Origin of the sequence: Streptomyces antimicrobicus (assembly GCF_020532625.1) — a bacterium.
GTDB classification, from domain to species: domain Bacteria; phylum Actinomycetota; class Actinomycetes; order Streptomycetales; family Streptomycetaceae; genus Streptomyces; species Streptomyces antimicrobicus.
Genome location: NZ_JAJAUY010000016.1, coordinates 53,966 through 74,036, shown reverse-complemented (window position 1 = coordinate 74,036; position 20,071 = coordinate 53,966). Strand labels below are relative to the sequence as shown.

Annotated in this window: 15 protein-coding genes; 6 read left to right on the top strand and 9 right to left on the bottom strand. The window is 72.6% G+C overall.

The window, feature by feature from the left end:
* Positions 1 to 149: 149 nt before the first annotated feature.
* Together LG632_RS06905 and LG632_RS06900 are read right to left on the bottom strand one after the other, a co-directional pair.
* On the bottom strand, positions 150 to 1,217 hold the full coding sequence (locus LG632_RS06905; RefSeq protein WP_226725931.1) for a DNA-3-methyladenine glycosylase family protein: 1,068 nt from the start codon (positions 1,215 to 1,217) through the stop codon (positions 150 to 152).
* 49 nt (positions 1,218 to 1,266) lie between these two features.
* Positions 1,267 to 2,721 carry a peptidoglycan recognition protein family protein gene (locus tag LG632_RS06900; protein ID WP_226725930.1) on the bottom strand — a complete coding sequence of 485 codons (1,455 nt, stop codon included), beginning with the start codon at positions 2,719 to 2,721 and terminating at the stop codon, positions 1,267 to 1,269.
* 151 nt (positions 2,722 to 2,872) lie between these two features.
* Between LG632_RS06900 and LG632_RS06895 the strand changes: the two genes are divergently transcribed.
* The 4 genes from LG632_RS06895 to LG632_RS06880 all read left to right on the top strand — a co-directional run bounded on the left by LG632_RS06895 (position 2,873) and on the right by LG632_RS06880 (position 8,951).
* Complete coding sequence (locus LG632_RS06895; protein WP_226725929.1) at positions 2,873 to 3,628, top strand: TIGR03089 family protein; 756 nt, start codon at positions 2,873 to 2,875, stop codon at positions 3,626 to 3,628.
* A 335-nt stretch (positions 3,629 to 3,963) separates the two neighbouring features.
* A complete protein-coding gene (locus LG632_RS06890) occupies positions 3,964 to 5,187 on the top strand; it encodes an LCP family protein (RefSeq protein WP_226725928.1) in 1,224 nt (407 codons plus the stop codon).
* A 221-nt stretch (positions 5,188 to 5,408) separates the two neighbouring features.
* A complete protein-coding gene (locus LG632_RS06885; RefSeq protein ID WP_226725927.1) occupies positions 5,409 to 7,121 on the top strand; it encodes an LCP family protein in 1,713 nt (570 codons plus the stop codon).
* A 75-nt stretch (positions 7,122 to 7,196) separates the two neighbouring features.
* Positions 7,197 to 8,951 (top strand): LCP family protein, encoded by a 1,755-nt coding sequence (locus LG632_RS06880; protein ID WP_226725926.1) that lies wholly within the window; start codon positions 7,197 to 7,199, stop codon positions 8,949 to 8,951.
* 113 nt (positions 8,952 to 9,064) lie between these two features.
* Here the strand turns inward: LG632_RS06880 and LG632_RS06875 are convergent, their stop codons facing one another.
* On the bottom strand, positions 9,065 to 10,126 hold the full coding sequence (locus tag LG632_RS06875; protein WP_226725925.1) for a glycosyltransferase family 2 protein: 1,062 nt from the start codon (positions 10,124 to 10,126) through the stop codon (positions 9,065 to 9,067).
* Between the two features lie 144 nt (positions 10,127 to 10,270).
* Here LG632_RS06875 and LG632_RS06870 point away from each other — a divergent pair, with 144 nt between their 5' ends.
* Positions 10,271 to 11,758: an LCP family protein gene (locus LG632_RS06870; protein ID WP_226725924.1), complete on the top strand. Its 1,488-nt coding sequence runs from the start codon at positions 10,271 to 10,273 to the stop codon at positions 11,756 to 11,758.
* 6 nt (positions 11,759 to 11,764) lie between these two features.
* On the opposite strand, the gene LG632_RS06865 is transcribed toward LG632_RS06870, so the two are convergent.
* The 3 genes from LG632_RS06865 to LG632_RS06855 all read right to left on the bottom strand — a co-directional run bounded on the left by LG632_RS06865 (position 11,765) and on the right by LG632_RS06855 (position 15,331).
* Positions 11,765 to 13,309 (bottom strand): glycosyltransferase family 39 protein, encoded by a 1,545-nt coding sequence (locus LG632_RS06865; protein WP_226725923.1) that lies wholly within the window; start codon positions 13,307 to 13,309, stop codon positions 11,765 to 11,767.
* Between the two features lie 148 nt (positions 13,310 to 13,457).
* A complete protein-coding gene (locus tag LG632_RS06860) occupies positions 13,458 to 14,630 on the bottom strand; it encodes an acyltransferase family protein (protein WP_226725922.1) in 1,173 nt (390 codons plus the stop codon).
* Between the two features lie 155 nt (positions 14,631 to 14,785).
* Entirely contained in the window at positions 14,786 to 15,331 is a 546-nt protein-coding gene (locus LG632_RS06855) for an acyl-CoA thioesterase (protein WP_226725921.1), read from the bottom strand.
* Between the two features lie 106 nt (positions 15,332 to 15,437).
* On the opposite strand from LG632_RS06855, the gene LG632_RS06850 reads away from it, so the two are divergent.
* Positions 15,438 to 16,736 carry an LCP family protein gene (locus LG632_RS06850; RefSeq protein ID WP_226725920.1) on the top strand — a complete coding sequence of 433 codons (1,299 nt, stop codon included), beginning with the start codon at positions 15,438 to 15,440 and terminating at the stop codon, positions 16,734 to 16,736.
* Positions 16,737 to 16,818: 82 nt separating this feature from the next.
* Here the strand turns inward: LG632_RS06850 and LG632_RS06845 are convergent, their stop codons facing one another.
* The 3 genes from LG632_RS06845 to LG632_RS06835 all read right to left on the bottom strand — a co-directional run bounded on the left by LG632_RS06845 (position 16,819) and on the right by LG632_RS06835 (position 20,050).
* Positions 16,819 to 17,631: a polyprenol monophosphomannose synthase gene (locus tag LG632_RS06845; RefSeq protein ID WP_226725919.1), complete on the bottom strand. Its 813-nt coding sequence runs from the start codon at positions 17,629 to 17,631 to the stop codon at positions 16,819 to 16,821.
* A gap of 52 nt (positions 17,632 to 17,683) precedes the next feature.
* The gene (gene manB / locus LG632_RS06840; RefSeq protein ID WP_226725918.1) at positions 17,684 to 18,766 is read right to left on the bottom strand and encodes a mannose-1-phosphate guanylyltransferase; all 1,083 of its coding nucleotides are present in this window, start codon (positions 18,764 to 18,766) and stop codon (positions 17,684 to 17,686) included.
* A gap of 129 nt (positions 18,767 to 18,895) precedes the next feature.
* Positions 18,896 to 20,050 (bottom strand): acyl-CoA dehydrogenase family protein, encoded by a 1,155-nt coding sequence (locus LG632_RS06835; RefSeq protein ID WP_226725937.1) that lies wholly within the window; start codon positions 20,048 to 20,050, stop codon positions 18,896 to 18,898.
* Between the last annotated feature and the right edge of the window lie 21 nt (positions 20,051 to 20,071).

Genomic DNA, 20,071 nt, shown 5'->3' with positions numbered 1-20,071 from the left:
GCCGCCGCGGGCGGCCCGGTTCGGGGCTCGGAGGGACTCCTGCCGCGATCGCCGGGACGCCCCCGGGCGAGGCCGGGCCCCGCGGGGAGGCGTTCGAGCGGGCTCGGCGCGCAGCGCCCGAGGAGGTCCGGGGCGGGGGCCCGGGCGGCTCACCAGCGGGCGATGTCCGTCTTGCGCATCTTCGGGGTGCGGCGGGGTGGGGTGGGGCCCGCGAGGAGGATCAGGCGGGCCGCGCGGTGGCGTTGGCCCGCGTACGGCTCCAGCAGGGCCAGCATCCGGTCGTCGTCGGCGTCGCGGTCGCCCGCCAGGGCGTAGCCGATGATGCCCGGCAGGTGCAGGTCACCGGTGGTGACCGCGTCGGCCGCGCCGTTGCTGCGCTGCAGCGTCTCGGCGGAGGTCCACGGGCCGATGCCGGGGACCAGTTCCAGTCGTCGCGCGGCCTCGGGCAGCGCCATGGCCGCCGCCTCCTCCAGCCGGGCCGCGACCCGTACGGCCCGCAGGATCGTGCCCGAGCGTTTGCTGTCGACGCCGGCCCGGTGCCAGTCCCACGACGGGATCATCAGCCAGGTGCGCGGGTCCGGCATCACGTACAGGCCGGATCCGCCCGGACCGGCACCGGGGCCGGGCAGGGCCGGGCCGGGGGCCGGTTCGCCGTACTGGCGGACGAGGCGGCGCCAGGCGCGGTACGCCTCGTCGCTGGTGACCTTCTGTTCGAGGATCGTCGGGATCAGCGACTCCAGGACCAGGCCGGTCCGGGTCAGCCGCAGCCCCGGACGGCGTCGGTGGCTGGCGTGCACCAGCCGGTGGCGCGGGACGAACGCGGCCGGGTCGTCGCCGGCTCCGAGCAGGGTGGGCAGGGCCTCAAGGAGCCAGTCCGCGCCCGGCCCCCACGCCTCGGCCACGACCCGGCCGCCGCCGTCGCCGAGGGCGACGCGGAGCGTGCCCGGGCCCTGCGGGGTGCGGGTGGCGCGCCAGACCGAGCCGTCGGGGGTGGTGCGGAACGTCGGGTCGCCCGGCCCCCGGCGCAGCGGGCCGAGCGTGAGGCCCAGGTCGACGGGGCCGTCGGGGGCCCAGGTCCGGCTCCTGCCGCCGGCCCCGGCGGGCCGGCCTGGGCCCGGCGCCGCACCGGCCACGGCGGGCTGCCCGGTGGCCCGGGCCACACCCGTCCACCCGCCGCGCACCGCGGTCCGCGAGGGGGGAGTGAAACGTCCGGCCATGCCATGAGACTAGCCCGCCGGCGGACCCGCCCCCGCCCGCGGCCGGGCCCTACGGGCGCCCCTGGAGCTTGGCCGAGGCCGTCCGCGTGGGCGGGAGCTTGCCGTACAGCAGCTTGCCCGGGCACTCCGTGGCGAAGCCGTCGCGGTGGCCGGAGATCACGTTCATGGCGACCGCCCGGCCCTTGGGGTAGCGGTTGCCGCCGCCCGAGACGAGCGTCGTCCGCGCCCGCGGGTCGCGGTTGAACAGGCCGAGCTTCCACGCCGTCAGCCGGGCCACCGCGTCCAGGGCGGGCGCCGGCGGCGCCGTCCTGCTGTACGTGCCGAGGACGACCACGCCCATGCTGTCGGTGTTGAAGCCCATGGTGTGGGCGCCCAGCACGGCCTTGGCGACGCCGCCCGCCCGGCCCTCGTAGACCGTCCCGCACTTGTCGACGGCGAAGTTGTAGCCGAAGTCCCGCCAGCCGCTGCTGACCACGTGGTAGCGGTACAGGCTGCGCAGCACCGCCGGGGCGTCCTTGCAGGCGTAGTTGTTGCCGGAGGCGCTGTGGTGGACGAACGCCGCCTTCACCGTCCTCGTGTAGACGAAGCCCGGCTCGCGCAGGGACTCGTTCGCGCCCCACCCCTTGCGGGTGACGATCCGCGGCCGCGGCCCGATGTACGGCGCCGCCGCCGCGTTGGGCACCGCGTCCCCGGCGTAGACCGCGTCGGCCGTCGAGTCGGCCTTGTTCAGCGCCTTGATCTCGTCGGCGCCCATCGGCGCCATCGGCACGTTCGCCGAGGACGACTCGGCGGTCGCCATGGACATGCCCGGGGCCGCGTTCTCGCCCTTGTCGTCGCCGTCGGGGAACGTCCCGTTCTTGGCGTCGCCCGCCGCTGTCGTCGGCATGCCCGGGTCGATCAGCTCGATGCGCAGGCCCGACGGGAGCCGGGCCGGGGCGCGGCCGGTGCCGGTCTGCGGATCCGAGTCCGGGCCCGTGTCCGGGCCCGTGCCCGTGCCCGTGTGCCCGGCCGCGTCCGTGTCCGTGTCCGCCGTGACCCGTACCTCGACGCCGTCCGACTCGCCGACCCACAGCGGCGCCGTGGCCCCGCGCACCCGGCCGGAGCCGCGTTCGGCGGCGTCCGGGTCGGCGCCGTGGTCGCTGTTGTGGATCTCCACGTCCTGCCAGTCGGACCACAGGGCCGTCCGCGCGTCGCGGGTACGGACCTGGACCCGGCCGACCAGTTCGGCACCCGCGTCGTCCCACACGACGCCGACCAGCGAGAATTTCTCGACCTCACGCGCCGTCAGCCCGCGGGTCTCGGGCTGCGTACGGGACGGGTGCAGTCCCGGTACACCGCTCCCCCGCACCACCTCGGGTCCCAGCGGGACCAGGGGCAGCGACCGGGTGGAGCCTGTGGGGGTCTCGGGGGCGGACTCGGCCAGGGCGGGTGCGGCGAACACGAGCGGGACCGCCAGTGCGGCCGCCGCGACGACGCCGATCGAGGAAGCAAGGAATCCACGCATGCAGACGATGCTGGGTGCAGCGCCCGGGCCCCGCCAACCGGAACTGACGGGGCGTCGGACGGCGTACCCGCCGCGCCTGCGCCGTCCGGGGGACGCGCGGGACGACCGTACGGGGGACGGGCGCGGGCGGGCCCGGCGTACCCTGGGCCGGGTGAACGCCACTGACCGCACCCCTGCCGACCTGCTGCGATCCGCGCTCGCCGCCGATCCGGGCCGTCCCTTCGTCACCTTCTACGACGACGCGACGGGCGAGCGCGTGGAATTGTCCGTCGCCACCTTCGCCAATTGGGTGGCCAAGACCGCCAACCTCCTCCAGGGCGACCTGGCCGCCGGACCCGGCGACCGGCTGGCGCTGCTGCTGCCGGCGCACTGGCAGAGCGCGGTGTGGCTGCTGGCCGCCGCCTCCGTGGGAGTCGTCGTGGAGATCGGCGGCGACCCCGGCGACGCCGACCTCGTGGTGAGCGGGCCCGACACGCTGGAGGAGGCGCGGGCCTGTTCCGGCGAGCGGGTGGCGCTGGCGCTGCGGCCGCTGGGCGGCCGCTTCCCGCAGCCGCCGGCCGGCTTCGCCGACTACGCGGTGGAGGTGCCCTCGCAGGGCGACCGGTTCGCCCCGTTCGTACCGGTGGACCCGGAGGGGCCCGCCCTCGTGGTCGGCGGCCTGGAGCTGTCGTACGCGCAGCTGGTCGAGCGGGCGCGCGAGGACGCGGCCGCGCTCGGCCTCGGCCCGGGCGAGCGGGTGCTGACGGGAGAGGGCTACGACACCTGGGACGGCCTGTCGGCCGGGCTGTTCGCCCCGCTGGTGACGGGCGGTTCGGTGGTGCTGTGCCGGCACCTGGACCGGCTGTCCGAGCAGGGTCTGGCCCAGCGGGTGGAGAGCGAGCGCGTCACCCGCACCCTCGGCCGCTAGGCCCTGGCCGCCGCCCTCGGCCCGCCCGGCCTGCCCTCGGCCCGCCCCAGGCCTGCCCTCGCCCCCCAGGCCCCTCCTCCGCCCGCGCCAGGCCTGTCCCCGTTCCCGTCCCCGTCATCCGTCCCGCCCCACCGCCCCCACCGGCGCCGATGCCCGGTACGTCACCCACATGGCTCAGCCGAAACCCCTCACCCCGGGCCGCCGCGGCGGTCCGGGGTCAGGATCGGCCCAGGGGGTCGACCATCCTGAGGTCGACCCGGCGCGCGTGACGAAGGACGGTGACGAAGGAGCCAGTGGGCCGGATCGGCGACGAGCGGTGAGGGACGGACGCGATCGTGACCGACAGCGCGGGCATACCCGGCGGGACCCCAGCGGCCGGAGGCGGACCCAGGCCTCCGCGCAGCCGCCGGCGCAGGCTGCTGCGCTGGGTGGGGCTGGGCATGGCGCTGCTGGTGCTGGCCGGGGCGGCGGCGGGCTGGTGGCTGTACGCCAAGCTCGACGGGAACATCCGCGAGGACAGCTCCGCGACGGCCGAGCTGGAGCGCTACGAGCGCGAGCGCCCGCTGCACCTGATCGGCGGGGCGCAGAACATCCTGGTGATCGGCTCGGACTCGCGCTCGGGCAAGGAGAACGCCCGCTACGGCCAGGACCAGGGCACGCAGCGTTCGGACACCACGATCCTGCTGCACCTGCCGGCGGACCGGCGCAGCGCGACGGCGGTGTCCCTGCCCCGGGACCTGATGACGCGGATCCCGTCCTGCCTGGGGACCGACGGCACCCGTACCGAGGAGCGGTTCGCGCAGTTCAACTGGGCGTTCCAGTGGGGCGGGGCCGCGTGCACGATCCGTACGGTGGAACTGCTGACCGGGATCCGGGTCGATCACCACATGGTGGTGGACTTCCGCGGCTTCAAGAAGATGGTCGACGCCGTCGGCGGGGTCGAGGTGTGCCTGAAGACCCCCGTGAACGACGCGGAGGCCAAGCTCCGGCTGCCCGCCGGGCGGCAGACGCTCCAGGGCGAGCAGGCCCTGGGCTTCGTGCGCGCCCGCTACAGCCTGGGCAACGGCAGCGACACCGAACGCATGGAACGCCAGCAGCAGTTCCTGGCCTCGCTGGTGAAGAAGGTCCAGAGCAACGGGGTGCTGCTCAATCCGGCGCGGCTGTACCCGCTGCTGGACGCGGCGACGTCGGCGATCTCCACGGACCCCGGGTTGGCCTCGCTGCGCGGTCTGTACGAACTCGTGCGCGGCGCACGGGACATACCGACCGACCAGATCCGGTTCCTGACGGTGCCCCGCAAGCCGTACGCGGGCGATCCCAACCGGGACGAGCTCCTCGAACCGGAAGCGGAGCGGCTGTTCCGGCAACTGCGGCTGGACCAGCCGATCACGGTCGTCCCCGCCCGTCCGGACCCGTCCCCCCAGGTCGCGCGGTCGGCGTCGGGCCGGTCCGAGGGGCCACGTGACCAAGGCAACAGGCCCGGAAACGGAACCACACCGCCGGTCACTCCCGTTCCTACCTTCACGGGGACCACCGCCGGAACCGCGGCGTGCCGGTAAAGCAATCCCAAAAGCCGGTGCCCGAACCGAGTGTGATGGCGGTATTGCCCCGTTATAAGGGGAGTGGAATTTGTCACCAGCATGGTTTGCGGACGAACAGGGCCGATAAGGTGAGCGGTCCGGTGCCCGGCAGGCCGAAAGCCGTGCACCAGCAGCCGGATCGTTGAGCGGGCGCCGAGGGGGAGGCGCTTGGCGAGGCACCGACGGAGGACATCAGCACCGTGGACGCGCACAGCCGTGGGCGAGCAGAAGAGATCGACCCCGCAGACCAGTGGGTGCTCAACCCCCGCACCGGTCATTACGAATTGCGACCGGAGCGCTCCGCTGCGCAGCAGCCCTCCGTGACCCGCCCCCGCAGATCCCGTACCGCCCCCGCCGAGCCACCGGCCACCGCTCCCGAGCGCCCCACTCCGTCCGTCCCCGGCCCGCGCCGCGGTGACGGGCCGCCGGGCCGGCGCGCGGGGCGCAAACGCAAGGGCGGCGGGGGCGGCGGACGCCGCAAGGCCCTGAAGATCGTCGGCGGCGGTGTGGCGTTCCTGCTGGTGGGCGGCGCGGTGGCCGGCTACCTCTACTACGAGCACCTCAACGACAACATCAACACCACCGACGTCGGCGACGCGGGCAGCGGCGGGTTCAAGAAGGACCAGCCGATCAACATCCTCGTGATCGGCACGGACAAGCGCACGGGCGCGGGCAACGAGGGCTACGGCGACAAGGACAGCCCCGGCCACGCCGACACCACGTTCCTCTTCCACGTCTCCAAGGACCGGACGAACGCCACCGCGCTGTCCATCCCCCGCGACCTGATCACCGACATCCCGACCTGCCCGACCCGGCAGCCGGACGGCTCGACCAAGGACATCCCCGGCGAGCGCAACCGCTTCAACACCAGCCTCGGGCAGGCGGGCCGGGACCCGGGCTGCACCATGCGCACGGTCAAGCAGCTCACCGGGATCCAGGTCGACCACTTCATGATGGCCGACTTCAACGCGGTCAAGACGCTCAGCACGGCGGTCGGCGGCGTCCCGGTCTGCCTGGAGAAGGCCGTGGACGACAAGGACTCCAAGCTGAAGCTGGGGCCCGGCGAGCACCGGCTGCAGGGCGAGGATGCCCTGGCGTTCGTGCGGACCCGGCACGCGTTCGGCAACGAGAGCGACCTGGACCGGATCAAGACCCAGCAGCAGTTCCTCAGCTCGATGATCCGCGAGATGAAGTCGAAGGACACGCTGACCAGTCCTTCCAAGCTGCTGAACCTCGCGGAGGCGGCCACCAAGGCGCTGAGCGTGGACACGGGGATAGGGTCCATCGGCAAACTGAAGGACCTGGCCGGGGAGTTGAAGGGGATCAACCCCAAGAACATCACGTTCACCACGCTCCCGGTCCTGGACAACCCGGCCGAGCGGGTCAAGGCCACCGTCATCGTCGACCAGGGCCGCGCGGACCCGCTGCTGCAGATGATCCGCGGGGACGTCTCGCTGACCGAGGTGGAGGCCCAGAAGAAGGCCAAGGCCGAGGCCGAGAAGAACCAGCAGGACGCGCTGCTCCAGGGCAACCGGGCACCGGCCGGGGACGTTCGCGTGAACGTCTACAACGGCGGCGGCCCGAAGGGCTCGGCCGGGACCACGCTGACCTGGCTGCAGAACTCCAAGGGCGTCACCAAGGCGAGCAACCTCGGCAACGCGCCCGCGAAGCTCGACGCGACCACGCTGGAGTACGCGCCCAACCAGGCCGACCAGGCCCGGGCGCTGGCGGACATGATGGGGCTGCCGTCGTCCGCGCTGCGGATCGGCACGACGGACGCGCCGCCGGCCACGCCGATGAAGCTCACGCTCGGCGCGGACTTCAAGGGCGCGGGCATCTCGCTCACCGCTCCGCAGCAGGCACCCGAGGACATCCAGCGGGTCGAGGCGGACAAGGCGGTCTGCGTCAAGTAACCGGGGAACCGGCCGGGGCCGTCGCCGACGGCCCCGAAACCACACCTGACACTTCACATCAGGGCCCTGACCGGCATGGGTCAGGGCCCTTCGAGGGGGGAACGCGTGAGGCACAGCAGCGTGCGCGGGGAGGGCGCGCCCGCCACGGCCGCCGAGGACATACCGGGGGAAGGCTCCGGCGCGTCCGGGGACATACCCAGGCCGCGGAAGGGCGAGGGGGCCGCGGGCGGCATCGAGGTCGAGGCCAAGGGCCGCCGGGGCAAGCGCAAGGTGCTGCGCTGGGTGGCGTCAGGGGTGGCGCTGCTCGTGCTGGGCACGGCCGGCGCGGGGTACCTCTACTACAGCTACCTCAACGGCAACATCCGCACCGACGCCCTGAACCTGGGCGACAACAAGCTGAGCGCGCCGCGGCCCAACGCCTTCGGGCAGACGCCGCTGAACATCCTGCTGATCGGCTCGGACGCCCGGGACGGCGAGGAGAACAAGGCGCTGGGCGGGGCCAAGGACTCCTTCGACGGGCCGCCGCTGGCCGACGTGCAGATGCTGCTGCACCTGTCGGCGGACCGCACGAACATGTCGGTCATCTCGATGCCGCGCGACACGCTGGTGAAGATGCCCAAGTGCACCGAGCCGAACGGCAAGGTCCACCAGGCCAGCAAGGGGCTCGTGCAGACCAACGAGTCGCTCCAGCGGGGCGGCCCGGGATGCACGGTCGCCACCTGGCAGGAGCTGACCGGCATCCCGATCCAGCACTTCATGATGATCGACTTCAAGGGCGTGGTGTCGATGGCGGACGCCATCGGCGGCGTCCCGGTCTGCGTGGAGCAGAACGTCCACTCCCGCACCCGGGACGGCAAGGGCTCGGGCCTGAAGCTGCCGATGGGCACCACGAACATCCAGGGCGAGACCGCGCTGCAGTGGCTGCGCACCCGGTACGGGTTCGAGGACGGCACCGACATCGCGCGGACCCACGCCCAGCACATGTACATGAACGCCCTGGCGCGCGAGTTCCGCAAGAACGCCAAGCTCAGCAACCCGGTCAAGCTCAACAGCCTGGCGCAGGCGGCCATCGAGGCGATGGTCGTCGACACCGGCCTCAACAAGATCGACAAGCTGTACGACCTGAGCATGGAGCTCAAGAAGGTCCCGACCGGCCGGATCACGATGACCACCATGCCGTGGATCTGGAGCCCGCGGGACGAGAACCGCGTGGAGCCCAAGCCGGGCGAGGCGGAGGAGCTGTTCCGGATGGTCCGCGAGGACATCCCGCTGGACGGGCAGGGCGCGCAGCAGCCGTCGGGCTCGCCGTCGGCGCCGGGCGCTGCGTCGCCGTCCTCGTCGCAGGCGCCGTCGCAGACGCAGGCGCCCTCGCCCTCGCCCTCGCCCTCGAAGCCGGCCACCGACCCGGCGGCGCCCCCGGCCAAGATCCCGGTCATGGTGCGCAACGCCACCGGCGGCAAGGACGGCTCCCAGACCAAGGTCAAGAACCGCGCCAACGACATCGTCACCCTGCTGGCCTCCAAGGGGTTCACCCGGGCCCAGGCCGACAGCCAGGCGGCGGGCGAGGACACCTCGCTGGTCCGGTACGCGAGCCTGGACCAGGCCGGTGACGCGCACGCCGTGGCCGCCGCGCTGGGGCTGCCGGAGACCGCCGTGCAGCGCTCCACGGACGTCTCGGGCGTCACCCTGTTCGTCGGCAAGGACTGGCGCTCGGGCAACACCCCGGCCGCGCCGCCGCCGGCCCCGACCAAGGCCCCGGACTCGGCGCGCCCGCTCAACGGCGACGACGAGAAGGCCTGCATGAAGATCCAGCCCGGCTTCACCTGGTAGCCAGGCGTCGGCGCCACCCGCACGGTACGGGCGTACGCGAAGGGCCCGGCGGAGCAGTCCGCCGGGCCCTTCGCCGCGCCGCCGCCGTCGAGGTCGGCGTGCGTCCGTGCGTCCTACCGCCGGGCCCCCGCCGCGCGGCCGGCGTCGTCCGCGGCGCCGCCGGCCCCGGTCGTCACCGCCGGGCGGCGGCTGGCGATGACCTTCCTGGCCAGCGACCGGGGGCTCGTCAGGAAGCCGAAACCCCAGGACATGTGCATGGTGGCGAGGGCGACGGGGATCTGCGCCCGGGCCTTGAGGGACAGGCCCTTGCCCGCCGGGATCGAGCCCACGGTGATCGCGGCCAGGTACCCGGCCGGGACCACGAAGGCCCACGGGGTCACGGCCGCGCCCAGCACCGTGCCCGCGGCGATCGCGCACACGGCGGTCGGCGGGGCGAGGTAGCGCAGGTTGATCGAGCCCGCGTGGTAGCGGGCCACGACGTGCCGCCAGCGGCCGTAGTCCTTGTACTGCTTGGCCAGCGCCTTCACGGACGGCCGCGGGCGGTACTGGACCTTCAGCTCGGGCGAGAACCAGATCAGGCCGCCGGCCTCGCGGATGCGGAAGTTCAGCTCCCAGTCCTGGGCGCGGATGAACTCCTCGTTGTACCCGCCCTGCTGCTCCAGCGCCTCCCTGCGGAAGACGCCGAGGTAGACGGTCTCGGCGGGGCCGGCCTGGCCACCGGTGTGGAACGCGGCGTTGCCGACGCCGATCTTCGAGGTCATCGCCGCGGCGACGGCGTCCTCCCAGGCGTTCTCGCCCTCGGCGTGCATGATGCCGCCGACGTTCTGCGCGCCGGTCTCCTCCAGGAGCCGGACGGCGGTGGCGATGTAGTTCGGGGAGAGCATGCCGTGTCCGTCGACGCGTACCACGATCGGGTGACGCGACGCCTTGATGGCGGCGTTGAGGGCGGCCGGGGTGCGGCCGGTGGGGTTCGGCACGGTGTGCACACGGGGGTCTTCGCGCACGAGCTCGGCGGCGATCTCGTCGGTCCGGTCCGTGGACGGGCCGAGCGCGATCACCACCTCCATCTCGCCGTCGTAGTCCTGCCCGAGGATGTGCCGGACGGAGTCGCGCAGATGGCGCTCCTCGTTGAGCACCGGCATGATCACCGAGACTGCGGGCTGCTGGGTGGGCATGGGGTCCTTCACGGTCGGGTATCGATGTCACGTTACCGCGTACGGGGGAAACGGGTGCGCGCCGGACGAGCAGTACGGACGGTCGCTGATCGTATGGGCCTACTGTTCTGACGAATCTCCCTCGCCGCCGCGGAGGTGTTCCCCGTGCCCGAGCCGCACCGTTACCCCCGTCCGCCCGAGGTCCCGCGGCCCGCCCGGCGGGGCCGCGGGGGCGGCCCGGCGCGGCGCGGGGAGCGGCGGCCGCGCTGGGGCGTGCGGCTGGCCGGGGCGGTGTCGGTGGTGGTGCTGGGCTCGGGGGCGATCGGGCACGCGGTGATGACGGGGCTGGACACCGGGATCGAGCGGGTGGACCCGTTCAAGGACATGAAGAACCGCCCCAAGGCCGGCCACGGCACGAACGTGCTGCTCGTGGGCACCGACGGCCGGGACCGGATCACCCCCGAGCAGAAGCGGGCGTACCGGCTGGGTGGCGCCCCCTGCCACTGCACCGACACCATGATGCTGGTGCACCTCTCGGCCGACCGGCGCCGCGCCAGCGTCGTCAGCCTGCCGCGCGACTCCTACGCCGAGGTGCCCGCGCACCGCGACGAGGTCAGCGGCAAGGAGCACCAGCCGCATCCGGTGAAGCTGAACGCCGCCTACGCCGAGGGCGGCCCCAACCTGACCGTGCGGACCGTCGAGAACATGACCCGGGTGAAGATCGACCACTACCTGGAGGTGGACTTCACCAGCTTCATGAAGACCGTCGACGCGATCGGCGGGGTGGAGATCTGCACCGCCAAGCCGCTGCGCGACGCCAACACCGGACTGGAGCTGATGCCCGGCACCCACCGGCTCACCGGCGGCCAGGCCCTGCAGTACGTCCGGGCCCGCCATGTCGACGGGGCCGCCGACCTCGGGCGGATGCAGCGCCAGCAGCGCTTCATGGCCGCGCTGGTCAAGGAGGCCACGAGCGGCGGCGTGCTGCTGAACCCGGTGAAGTTCAAGGAGGTCAGCTCGACGCTGCTGGGCTCGGTCCGGGCCGACCGCGGCTTCGGCTCGCAGCAGATGCTGGCGCTCGGGCAGGCGATGCGGGACTTCGGCCCGTCGTCGTCGGAGTTCGCCTCGGTGCCGATCGGCAACGCCTCGTACCAGGTCAAGGGCATCGGCTCGACCGTGAAGTGGGACGAGCGCAAGGCCGCCGAACTCTTCGCGGCCCTGCGCGAGGACCGCCCGCTGGCCCCGGCCCGGCCGGGGGCGCGCCAGCAGCCCGCGGCGGTCCCGGTGGACGTGCCCCCGCAGCAGATCCGGGTGCAGGTGGAGAACGGCACCCGGATCGACGGCCTCGGCGGCCGGGTGGACGCGGCCCTGCGGGCCACCGGCTTCAACACCACCCGCACCCCCGGCAACGCGGCCAGCCGCGAGGTCCGCCGCACCGTGATCGCCTACGACCCCCGCTGGGACCGCTCGGCCCGCACCCTGGCCACGGCCCTGCCCGGCTCCGAACTCCGCGCGGTCCCCGGCCAGGGCCGCACCCTGCTGGTCACGGCGGGCTCGGAGTACAAGAAGGTGACCCCGGTCCGCGCGGAGGACCCGTACCAGGGCTCGACGGCGGGCGTGGTGACGGGGGACCAGGTGGTGTGCGGGGGGTGAGGGGCGTCAGCGCGCGCGTTCGACCAGGGTGACCTGGAGGTTGCCGAGCTTGGTCGTCCTGACCGGCTTGTAGTGGTCCTTCAGGGCCTTCTGCTGGGCCTCGGGGAACTTGTGGTACGGGTTGGAGGTCCCGCTCCAGGTGACCACCCACACCCGCTGGGTGCCGTTCAGGTCGGTCGCGCACCGCGCGGCCTGTTCGCACTCCACCGGGAAGAGGTCGTCGTCGGCCACCGCCGAGCGTTCGGCGAAGACGTCCTTCAGCTTCACCTTGCCGGGCAGGTAGTACTCGACCGTGAAGTCGATCATGAACACCCGGTCGCTGCCGCGGACCGGCGCGAACCCGTCACCGGGCTTGTAGTCCTTGGCGATGACCTCGGCGACCCGCTTGCCGTCCGTGCCGTCCTTGGCGTACTTGGTGCGCAGGTGCCGCTGGTCGGTCATGCCGAGCGCCACGAGCACCACCAGGCCGGTCACGCCGAGCGCCCGCGGGCGCAGCGCCCCGAGGCCGGCCGCGGCCAGCACGACCCAGGCGGGCAGCGTGAAGAGCAGGTAGCGGTCGAGGAAGTACGAGGTCGAGCCGTGCGAGATCACCCAGGCCACGCCGATCGGCAGCGCGGCCACCAGGGCGAGCTCCGCGGCCGGGCGGCGGCCGCGGGTCCAGGCCAGCGGCAGCAGGGCCGCGGCCAGCAGCGCGTAGCTGGTCAGCGGAGAGGCGACGAGGTTGCTCCACGTGCCGGCGAGGTCCCGCAGGTGCGGGGCCGTCAGCCAGCTGATCTGCCGACCCACCTGGCGCCGGCCGAGCAGCACCAGCGGGACCACCGGCAGCAGGGCGACCGCGACCGTGAGCACGTAGCCGACCAGCAGCCGCCGGGACCGCGAGCCCCACCAGCGTCCCAGCACGATCAGGCCGTGCGGCAGCAGGACCAGCAGCGAGACGATGTGGAAGAGCCCGGCGGCGGCGACGGCCACGGCGTACGGCAGCCAGCGCTTGGCGGTCGGCCGCTCCAGCGCCCGCAGCAGCAGCCAGGTGGCGGCGGACACGGCCAGGACCACGAAGGCGTAGGAGCGGGCCTCCTGCCCGTACTTGGAGACGGCGGGCACCAGGGCGAAGAGCACCCCGGCGAAGACCGCGACCCGGCGGTCGAAGAGCCTGCGGGCGGTGAGCACCACGAACGCCGCCGCGCCGGCCATGGCCAGCGCCGAGGGCATCCGCAGCATGGCCGGCGAGTCGCCGGCGAGGGAGACCCAGCCGTGCAGGACCAGGTAGTAGACGCCGGAGACCGCGTCGACGTTGCCGAGCATGTCCACGAGGTCGCCGGTGCCGCGCCGGGCGGCGTGCCAGCTGGCGAGCTCGTCCCGCCAGGGCTGGGCGACGCCGCCGCCCGTGCAGGCGACGGCGAACGTCAACAGGGCGGCCCACAGCCAGTCGAAACGGGCCAGGGCCGGCGTCGGGGTGGCGTCCGGGCCGGCGTGCGGCCCGGCGGGTACGGCGGCCGAACCGGGACGGCCGGCGCCCGTTCCGGGCGTCACGGCCGTGCTGCTGGTGGTCATGTACGCGTACCTTCCGGTCCCTGGGGACGCCTGCCGTCGATGGCCTCGGCACTTGGGAGATCCGGACCGGGCTCGACTTGAAAGATTAGATGAGGGGGCCGGGAAGGGACCAATCCCGGCAGGCCGGCACCTGCGGTGCGTGGCACCCCTACCGGGGCACGACCGGCGGGTCCGCCTTGGGCACGGTGAGCCGGGCCCCGTCCAGCAGCCGCTTGAGCACGCCGGACAGCGGGCGTTCGACGAAGCGGTGGACCAGCCAGGACAGCAGCAGGATCACCGTCAGGCAGATCGCGAGCAGCGGGAACGGCGCGATGCCGTGGTCCCGGCCCCAGCGGATCATGGCCCAGCCGAGCTCCTGGTGCAGCAGGTAGACCGGGTACGTCAGGGCGCCGGCGACGGTCAGCCACTTCCAGCGCACCCAGTTGAAGGCGCCCATCGACACGGCGAGCATCACGAGGAAGGCCGCGGCCGAGATGAACGCCATCACCGGCCAGGACAGGGTGTGGTGCACCTCGTACTCGTAGCCGCCGACGGTGACGTGCAGCCGGTTCTGCGCGATCAGCCAGGAGAACCCGACCACACCCAGCAGCATCGGGTTCACCCCGAAGCGGTAGATCAGGTACATGGCCACGCCCGCGATGAAGTACGGGGCGTCCTGCGGCATGAAGACCGTGTCCATGAGCTTGCTGTCCACGCCGGGGGTGATCACGGCGAGGATGGCCCAGATGCCGCAGAAGGCGAGCACCCGGCGGTAGGTCAGCCCCATCACGGCGACGACGGCGAACAGCAGGTAGAAGCGCAGCTCGATCCAGAGGGTCCAGTAGACGCCGTCCGCCTCGGTGACGCCGAGCGGACGCTCCAGCATCGTCAGGTTGGTCAGCACGTCGCTGATGCTCATCGGCCCGCGGCTCGGACGGACCGTCGCCGCGAAGTTCACCACCAGCGTGGTGATGACGATCCCGGCCCAGTAGGCGGGGTACAGGCGCACGACGCGGGAGGTGAAATAGTCCCGCGGCGAACGTCCCCAGCAGGACATGCAGATGACGAAGCCGCTGATGAGGAAGAACAGCTGCACGCCCATCCAGCCGTAGGCGGCGAAGCGGTGCGTGTCGGGCATCAGCGTCTGCGGCTTCTGTCCCCACACCTCCGGGTGGATGTTGACGCCCGCCCAGTGGAAGGCGACCACCGACAGGGCGGCGATCAGCCGCAGCCCGTCGAGCACGTAGAGGCGGGGCCTGCGCGCAGCGGAGTTCCTCGCCTGTGCGGGGACGCCGTGGGCGCCCTCGCGCACGGCGGACAGGGGAGGCACGACGGTGGACATGAAGGTGCTTCTCCGCAGGAAATCCGGGGCTCGGGGACGACGCCGACACAGCGCTCACTCAGGCGTCGGACAGGCCACACTAACGTGGCCCTTCCGTGCCCGGAGCGGCAAGGGCGTGTTCCGTGACCCGAAACACTCCCCGCCCGCACACCCGTTCAGTCGTCGAGCCCCTCGGCCGCCCGCTTCTCCCGCAGTTCCCGGATCGCCTGGCGCCGCGCCAGCCGGTGCGTGCGGCGGATCTGGGCCTCCTGGTAGCGGCGGCGGTCGCGGTCGGTCTCGGGGAGGACCGGCGGGACCCGGCGGGGCTTGCCCTCGGCGTCGACGGCGGCGAAGACGAGGTAGGCGCTGCCGACCTGGGTGGCCGGGGTGGACTCGTTCCAGCGCTCGGCCAGGACCCGTACGCCGACCTCCATGGAGGACCGGCCGGTCCAGTTGACCTGGGCCTTCACATGGACGAGGTCGCCGACGCGGACGGGTTCGAGGAAGGCCATCTCGTCCATCGACGCGGTGACGGCCGGACCGCCGGAGTGCCGGCCGGCGACGGCGCCGGCGGCGTCGTCCACCAGCTTCATGATCACGCCGCCGTGCACCGTGCCGAGGAGGTTGGTGTCGTGGCTGGTCATGATGTGGGAGAGGGTGGTGCGCGACGCCGAGGTCGGCTTGCCGGGCAGGGCGTCCGGGTCGTCCGGTATATCTGTCATACAGCCACCATAAGTGGCCCGCGCGGGCATCAGCTCTGCAACAGCACCGGTACGAAGGCCCACCCGGGCTGTCGCCGGACCTGGCCGGTTCGGCATCCTTGTGCGCATGAATGACTGGCAGCAGCCCCGCCGCCCCGCGCAGCCGCCGCGGCCCGCGCAGGACCCGTACGGCGCGTCGCAGGACCCGTACGGCCGGCAGCGGGACCCGTACGCCCAGCAGGGTGGTCCGCGGCGCCCCGCCGCGCCCCCGCGCGGCGTGCCGCAGCAGCAGTCGCAGAGCCCCGAGACCCTCGACGGCTACGACAGCGGCTACAACACGGGCCAGGTCTACGGCTCCCCCGCCGGCGGCCGTCCCGGTGGCGGCGCCGGCGTGCCGCCGCAGTCGCCGGGGGGCCCGCGCCGGCCGGGGCCGTCCGGTCCGGCGCCGGACTGGCGCAAGCGGATCAAGATCGGGTCGATCGTGCTGGTCTCGGCGCTGCTGGTCACCACGATTGGTACGTACGTCTGGGCGGACTCCAAGGTCCGGCGCGAGGTGGACCTGTCCAAGGTCATCGAGCGGCCGAAGGACGACGACTGCACCACGTACCTCATCGTCGGCTCCGACAGCCGCGAGGGCCTGTCGGACGCGGACAAGAAGAAGCTGCACACCGGCTCCGCCGACGGCAAGCGCACCGACTCCATGATGATCCTGGCCGCGTGCTCCAGCGGGAACACCATGATCTCGCTGCCGCGCGACTCGGACGTGGAGATCCCCTCGTTCGTCGGCTCCCAGTCGGGCAAGAAGTTCCCCGCCCAGGGGCGCCGGGTCAAGCTGAACGCGGCCTACGCCGAGGACGGTCCGGAGCTGCTGGTGCGCACCGTCGAGCACAACACGGGCCTGCGCATCGACCACTACGCCGAGATCGGCTTCGCCGGCTTCGCCAACATCGTGAACGCGCTCGGCGGCGTGGAGCTGGACATCGAGAAGGGCTTCAAGGACGAGAAGTCGGGCGCCGACTTCCAGGCCGGCAGGCAGACCCTCAACGGCGAGCAGGCGCTGGCGTTCGTACGGACCCGCTACGCCTTCGCCGAGTCGGACCTGGCGCGCACCAAGAACCAGCAGAAGTTCCTGTCGGCGCTGGCCAGTCAGGCCGCGACGCCCGGCACGATCATGAATCCGTTCAAGCTCTACCCCACGCTGGGCGCGGGCCTGGACACGCTGATCGTGGACAAGGACATGGGCCTGTTCGACCTGGCGGACATGTTCTTCGCGATGAAGGGCATCAGCTCGGGCGGCGGCACCTCGATGAACATGCCGATCTCCGGCGAGCGCGGCGGCAACCTGGTCTGGGACAAGGCCAAGGTGCAGCAGCTGGTCAAGCAGATCCAGAACGACGAGAAGGTCACCGTCACCGGCAACAGGTGACGGGGCCGCAGCGCGGCGAAGGCCCGCCGGGTGCTCCCGGCGGGCCTTCGTCGTCGTACGGGCTGGGTGCGACGCCGTCGCGTCAGCGGACGCCGCGGGCGCGGGCGCGGAGCTTCCACGGCATGACGACGGACTCCAGCTGGACCGCGAGGTTCATCTTGGACTCGCCGACGGTGCGGTCCTCGAAGTGGATCGGGACCTCCATCACCTGGAAGTTGCGGCGCAGCGCGGCGTACTTCATCTCCACCTGGAAGCTGTAGCCGGCGCTGCCGACCGACGCGAGGTCGATCGCGCGCAGCGCCTCGGCGCTCCAGAGGTTGAAGCCGCCGGTGATGTCGCGCACGCGGGTGCCCAGGATGGTGGACGCGTACGCGTTGGCCCAGCGCGAGAGCAGCTTGCGGTGGGCGCCCCAGGCGTCGGAGAGGGTGCCGCCGGGGACGTAGCGGCTGCCGACGACGAGGCCGGCGCCGGTGGACATGGCCACGCCCAGCATCTCGGCGACCTTGCCGGCCGGGTGGGAGCCGTCCGCGTCCATCTGGAGCACGTACCGCGCGCCGTCCTCGACGGCCTTGGTCATGCCGGCGGCGTACGCGCGGCCCAGGCCGTCCTTGGCGGTGCGGTGCAGGACCGACATCCGCGGGCTGCCGTCCTCGGCCGTGAACTTCTCCGCGAGCTCCTCGGCGATCCGGCCGGTGCCGTCCGGGGAGGAGTCGTCGACGATGAGCAGGTGCAGCCCGGGCAGGTCGAGGCCCATGAGGAGCTCGGCCATGACCGGCACGTTGCCCGCCTCGTTGTACGTGGGCATGACCACGGTCAGCGGGGTGGCGGCCCACGCCTCGGGGAGGGTGGTGGACGCGACGTCCGTCGCGCGAGGGGAGTTGTGCTCGCCTATCACAGGGTTATGCCTCACTGAAGTCGGTCGTTGCGGCCGGTCCCCCGACCCGGGGTCAGCGGTCCGAGGAGAAGCGCAGGGAGGCGGGAGGCAGTTCGGCCTCGCACCACACCCGTACGCCGGTGCGCAGTTCGTTGTCGGCCCCGACCTGTGCGCCGTCACCGACGACCGCCCCGTCCAGCACCGTACGGGCGCCGACCACGGCACGTGCACCGATGAGGCTGGCGCTGACGTCGGTGTCCGCGCCCAGGGTCGCGCCGTCGAGCACGATGGATCCCCGGACCACGGCCCCCGCCTCGATCCGGGCCCCGGCGCCCACCACGGTACCGCCCGACAGCTTGGCGCCCTCCGCCACCTCGGCGCCCGGCAGCACCAGCGCCTCGCCGCGCGGGCCGGGGACGGCCGGGGAGGCGACGACGCCGCGGACCAGGTCGGCGGAGGCCTGGACGAAGGACTCGGGCTTGCCGAGGTCCAGCCAGTAGGTGTCCTCGGTCTTGCCGTGCAGCTTGGCCCCGGAGGCGAGCAGGCCGGGGAAGGTCTCGCGCTCGACGGAGACCGGGCGGCCGGCCGGGATGGAGTCGATGACCGAGCGGCGGAAGACGTAGCAGCCGGCGTTGATCTGGTCGGTGACGATCTCCTCGGGCGTCTGCGGCTTCTCGGTGAAGGCCAGGACGCGGCCCTCGGAGTCGGTGGGGACCAGGCCGAAGGCGCGCGGGTCCTCGACGCGGACCAGGTGCAGGGAGACGTCGGCGTCGGCCTCCTGGTGGGAGGCGACCAGGCCGGCGATGTCCAGGCCGGTGAGGATGTCGCCGTTGAAGACGAGCACCGGCTCGTCGGGGCCGCCGGTCAGGCGCTGGGCGGCGTTGCGGATGGCGCCGCCGGTGCCGAGGGGCTCGTCCTCGACGACGTACTCCAGGTGGACTCCGAACGCGGAGCCGTCACCGAAGTACGGCTCGAAGACCTCGGCGAGGTAGCAGGTGGCCATGACGATGTGCGTGACACCGGCGGCAGCGGCCCTGGCTATCTGGTGGGCGAGGAAGGGAACACCGGCCGCCGGGACCATCGGCTTGGGGGTGTTCACCGTGACGGGGCGCAGTCGCGTCCCCTGCCCACCGACCAGCAGGATCGCTTCCGTCATTTTTTCTCCCCATCAGATCCGGGCGTACGAAGACACAAATTTAGCCCACCCGCAGACGTGCGAAGGCCGGAGGCGGCTGCTCGCGGCCGCCTCCGGCCAGGGCGTTGCAGAAGTGTTGGCTACCGAGCGTTACGGCAGGTTGCGGGACATGACGATCCGCTGGACCTGGTTGGTCCCCTCGTAGATCTGGGTGATCTTGGCGTCGCGCATCATGCGCTCGACCGGGTAGTCGCGGGTGTAGCCGTAGCCGCCGAGGAGCTGGACGGCGTCCGTGGTGACCTCCATGGCCACGTCGGAGGCGAAGCACTTGGCGGCGGCGCCGAAGAACGTCAGGTCCGCGTCGACGCGTTCGGACTTGGCGGCGGCGGCGTACGTCAGCTGGCGGGCGGCCTCGATCTTCATGGCCATGTCCGCGAGCATGAACTGGATGCCCTGGAAGTCGGCGATCGGCTTGCCGAACTGCTTGCGCTCCTGGACGTAGCCCTTGGCGTAGTCCAGGGCGCCCTGGGCGATGCCGAGCGCCTGGGCCGCGATGGTGATGCGGGTGTGGTCCAGGGTCTTCATGGCGGTGGCGAAGCCGGTGCCCTCCGCGCCGATCATGCGGTCGGCGGGGATGCGTACGTTGTCGAGGTAGACCTCGCGGGTCGGGGAGCCCTTGATGCCGAGCTTCTTCTCCGGCGCGCCGAAGGAGACGCCCTCGTCGGACTTCTCCACGACGAAGGCGGAGATGCCCTTGGAGCGCTTCTCCGGGTCGGTGACGGCCATGACCGTGTAGTACTCGGACTCACCGGCGTTGGTGATCCAGCGCTTGACGCCGTTGAGGACGTAGAAGTCGCCGTCGCGGACCGCGCGGGTCTTCATGCCGGCCGCGTCGGAGCCCGCGTCGGGCTCGGAGAGGCAGTACGAGAACATCGCGTCGCCCTTGGCGAGCGGGCCCAGGTACTTCTTCTTCAGGTCCTCGGAGCCGGAGAGGATCACCGGGAGCGAGCCGAGCTTGTTGACGGCCGGGATCAGGGAGGACGAGGCGCAGACGCGGGCGACCTCCTCGATGACGATCACGGTGGCGAGGGCGTCGGCGCCGGCGCCGCCGTAGGTCTCGGGCACGTGGACGGCGTGCAGGTCGTTGGCGACCAGCGCGTCCAGGGCCTCCCGCGGGAAGCGGGCCTCCTCGTCCACCGCGGCGGCGAACGGGGCGATCTTCGCCTCGCACAGCGCGCGGACCGATTCGCGGAGCATGTCGTGCTCCTCCGCGGGGCGGTAGAGGTCGAAGTCGGAACCGGCCAAAGTGCTCACTCCCCATGCTAA

Bases quoted from the DNA above. Each gene is read 5' to 3' on its own strand.
- LG632_RS06905 (WP_226725931.1), bottom strand. From the start codon at position 1,217: ATGGCCGGACGTTTCACTCCCCCCTCGCGGACCGCGGTGCGCGGCGGG.
- LG632_RS06900 (WP_226725930.1), bottom strand. From the start codon at position 2,721: ATGCGTGGATTCCTTGCTTCCTCGATCGGCGTCGTCGCGGCGGCCGCA.
- LG632_RS06880 (WP_226725926.1), top strand. From the start codon at position 7,197: ATGGGTCAGGGCCCTTCGAGGGGGGAACGCGTGAGGCACAGCAGCGTG.
- LG632_RS06875 (WP_226725925.1), bottom strand. From the start codon at position 10,126: ATGCCCACCCAGCAGCCCGCAGTCTCGGTGATCATGCCGGTGCTCAAC.
- LG632_RS06865 (WP_226725923.1), bottom strand. From the start codon at position 13,309: ATGACCACCAGCAGCACGGCCGTGACGCCCGGAACGGGCGCCGGCCGT.
- LG632_RS06860 (WP_226725922.1), bottom strand. From the start codon at position 14,630: ATGTCCACCGTCGTGCCTCCCCTGTCCGCCGTGCGCGAGGGCGCCCAC.
- LG632_RS06855 (WP_226725921.1), bottom strand. From the start codon at position 15,331: ATGACAGATATACCGGACGACCCGGACGCCCTGCCCGGCAAGCCGACC.
- LG632_RS06850 (WP_226725920.1), top strand. From the start codon at position 15,438: ATGAATGACTGGCAGCAGCCCCGCCGCCCCGCGCAGCCGCCGCGGCCC.
- manB (WP_226725918.1), bottom strand. From the start codon at position 18,766: ATGACGGAAGCGATCCTGCTGGTCGGTGGGCAGGGGACGCGACTGCGC.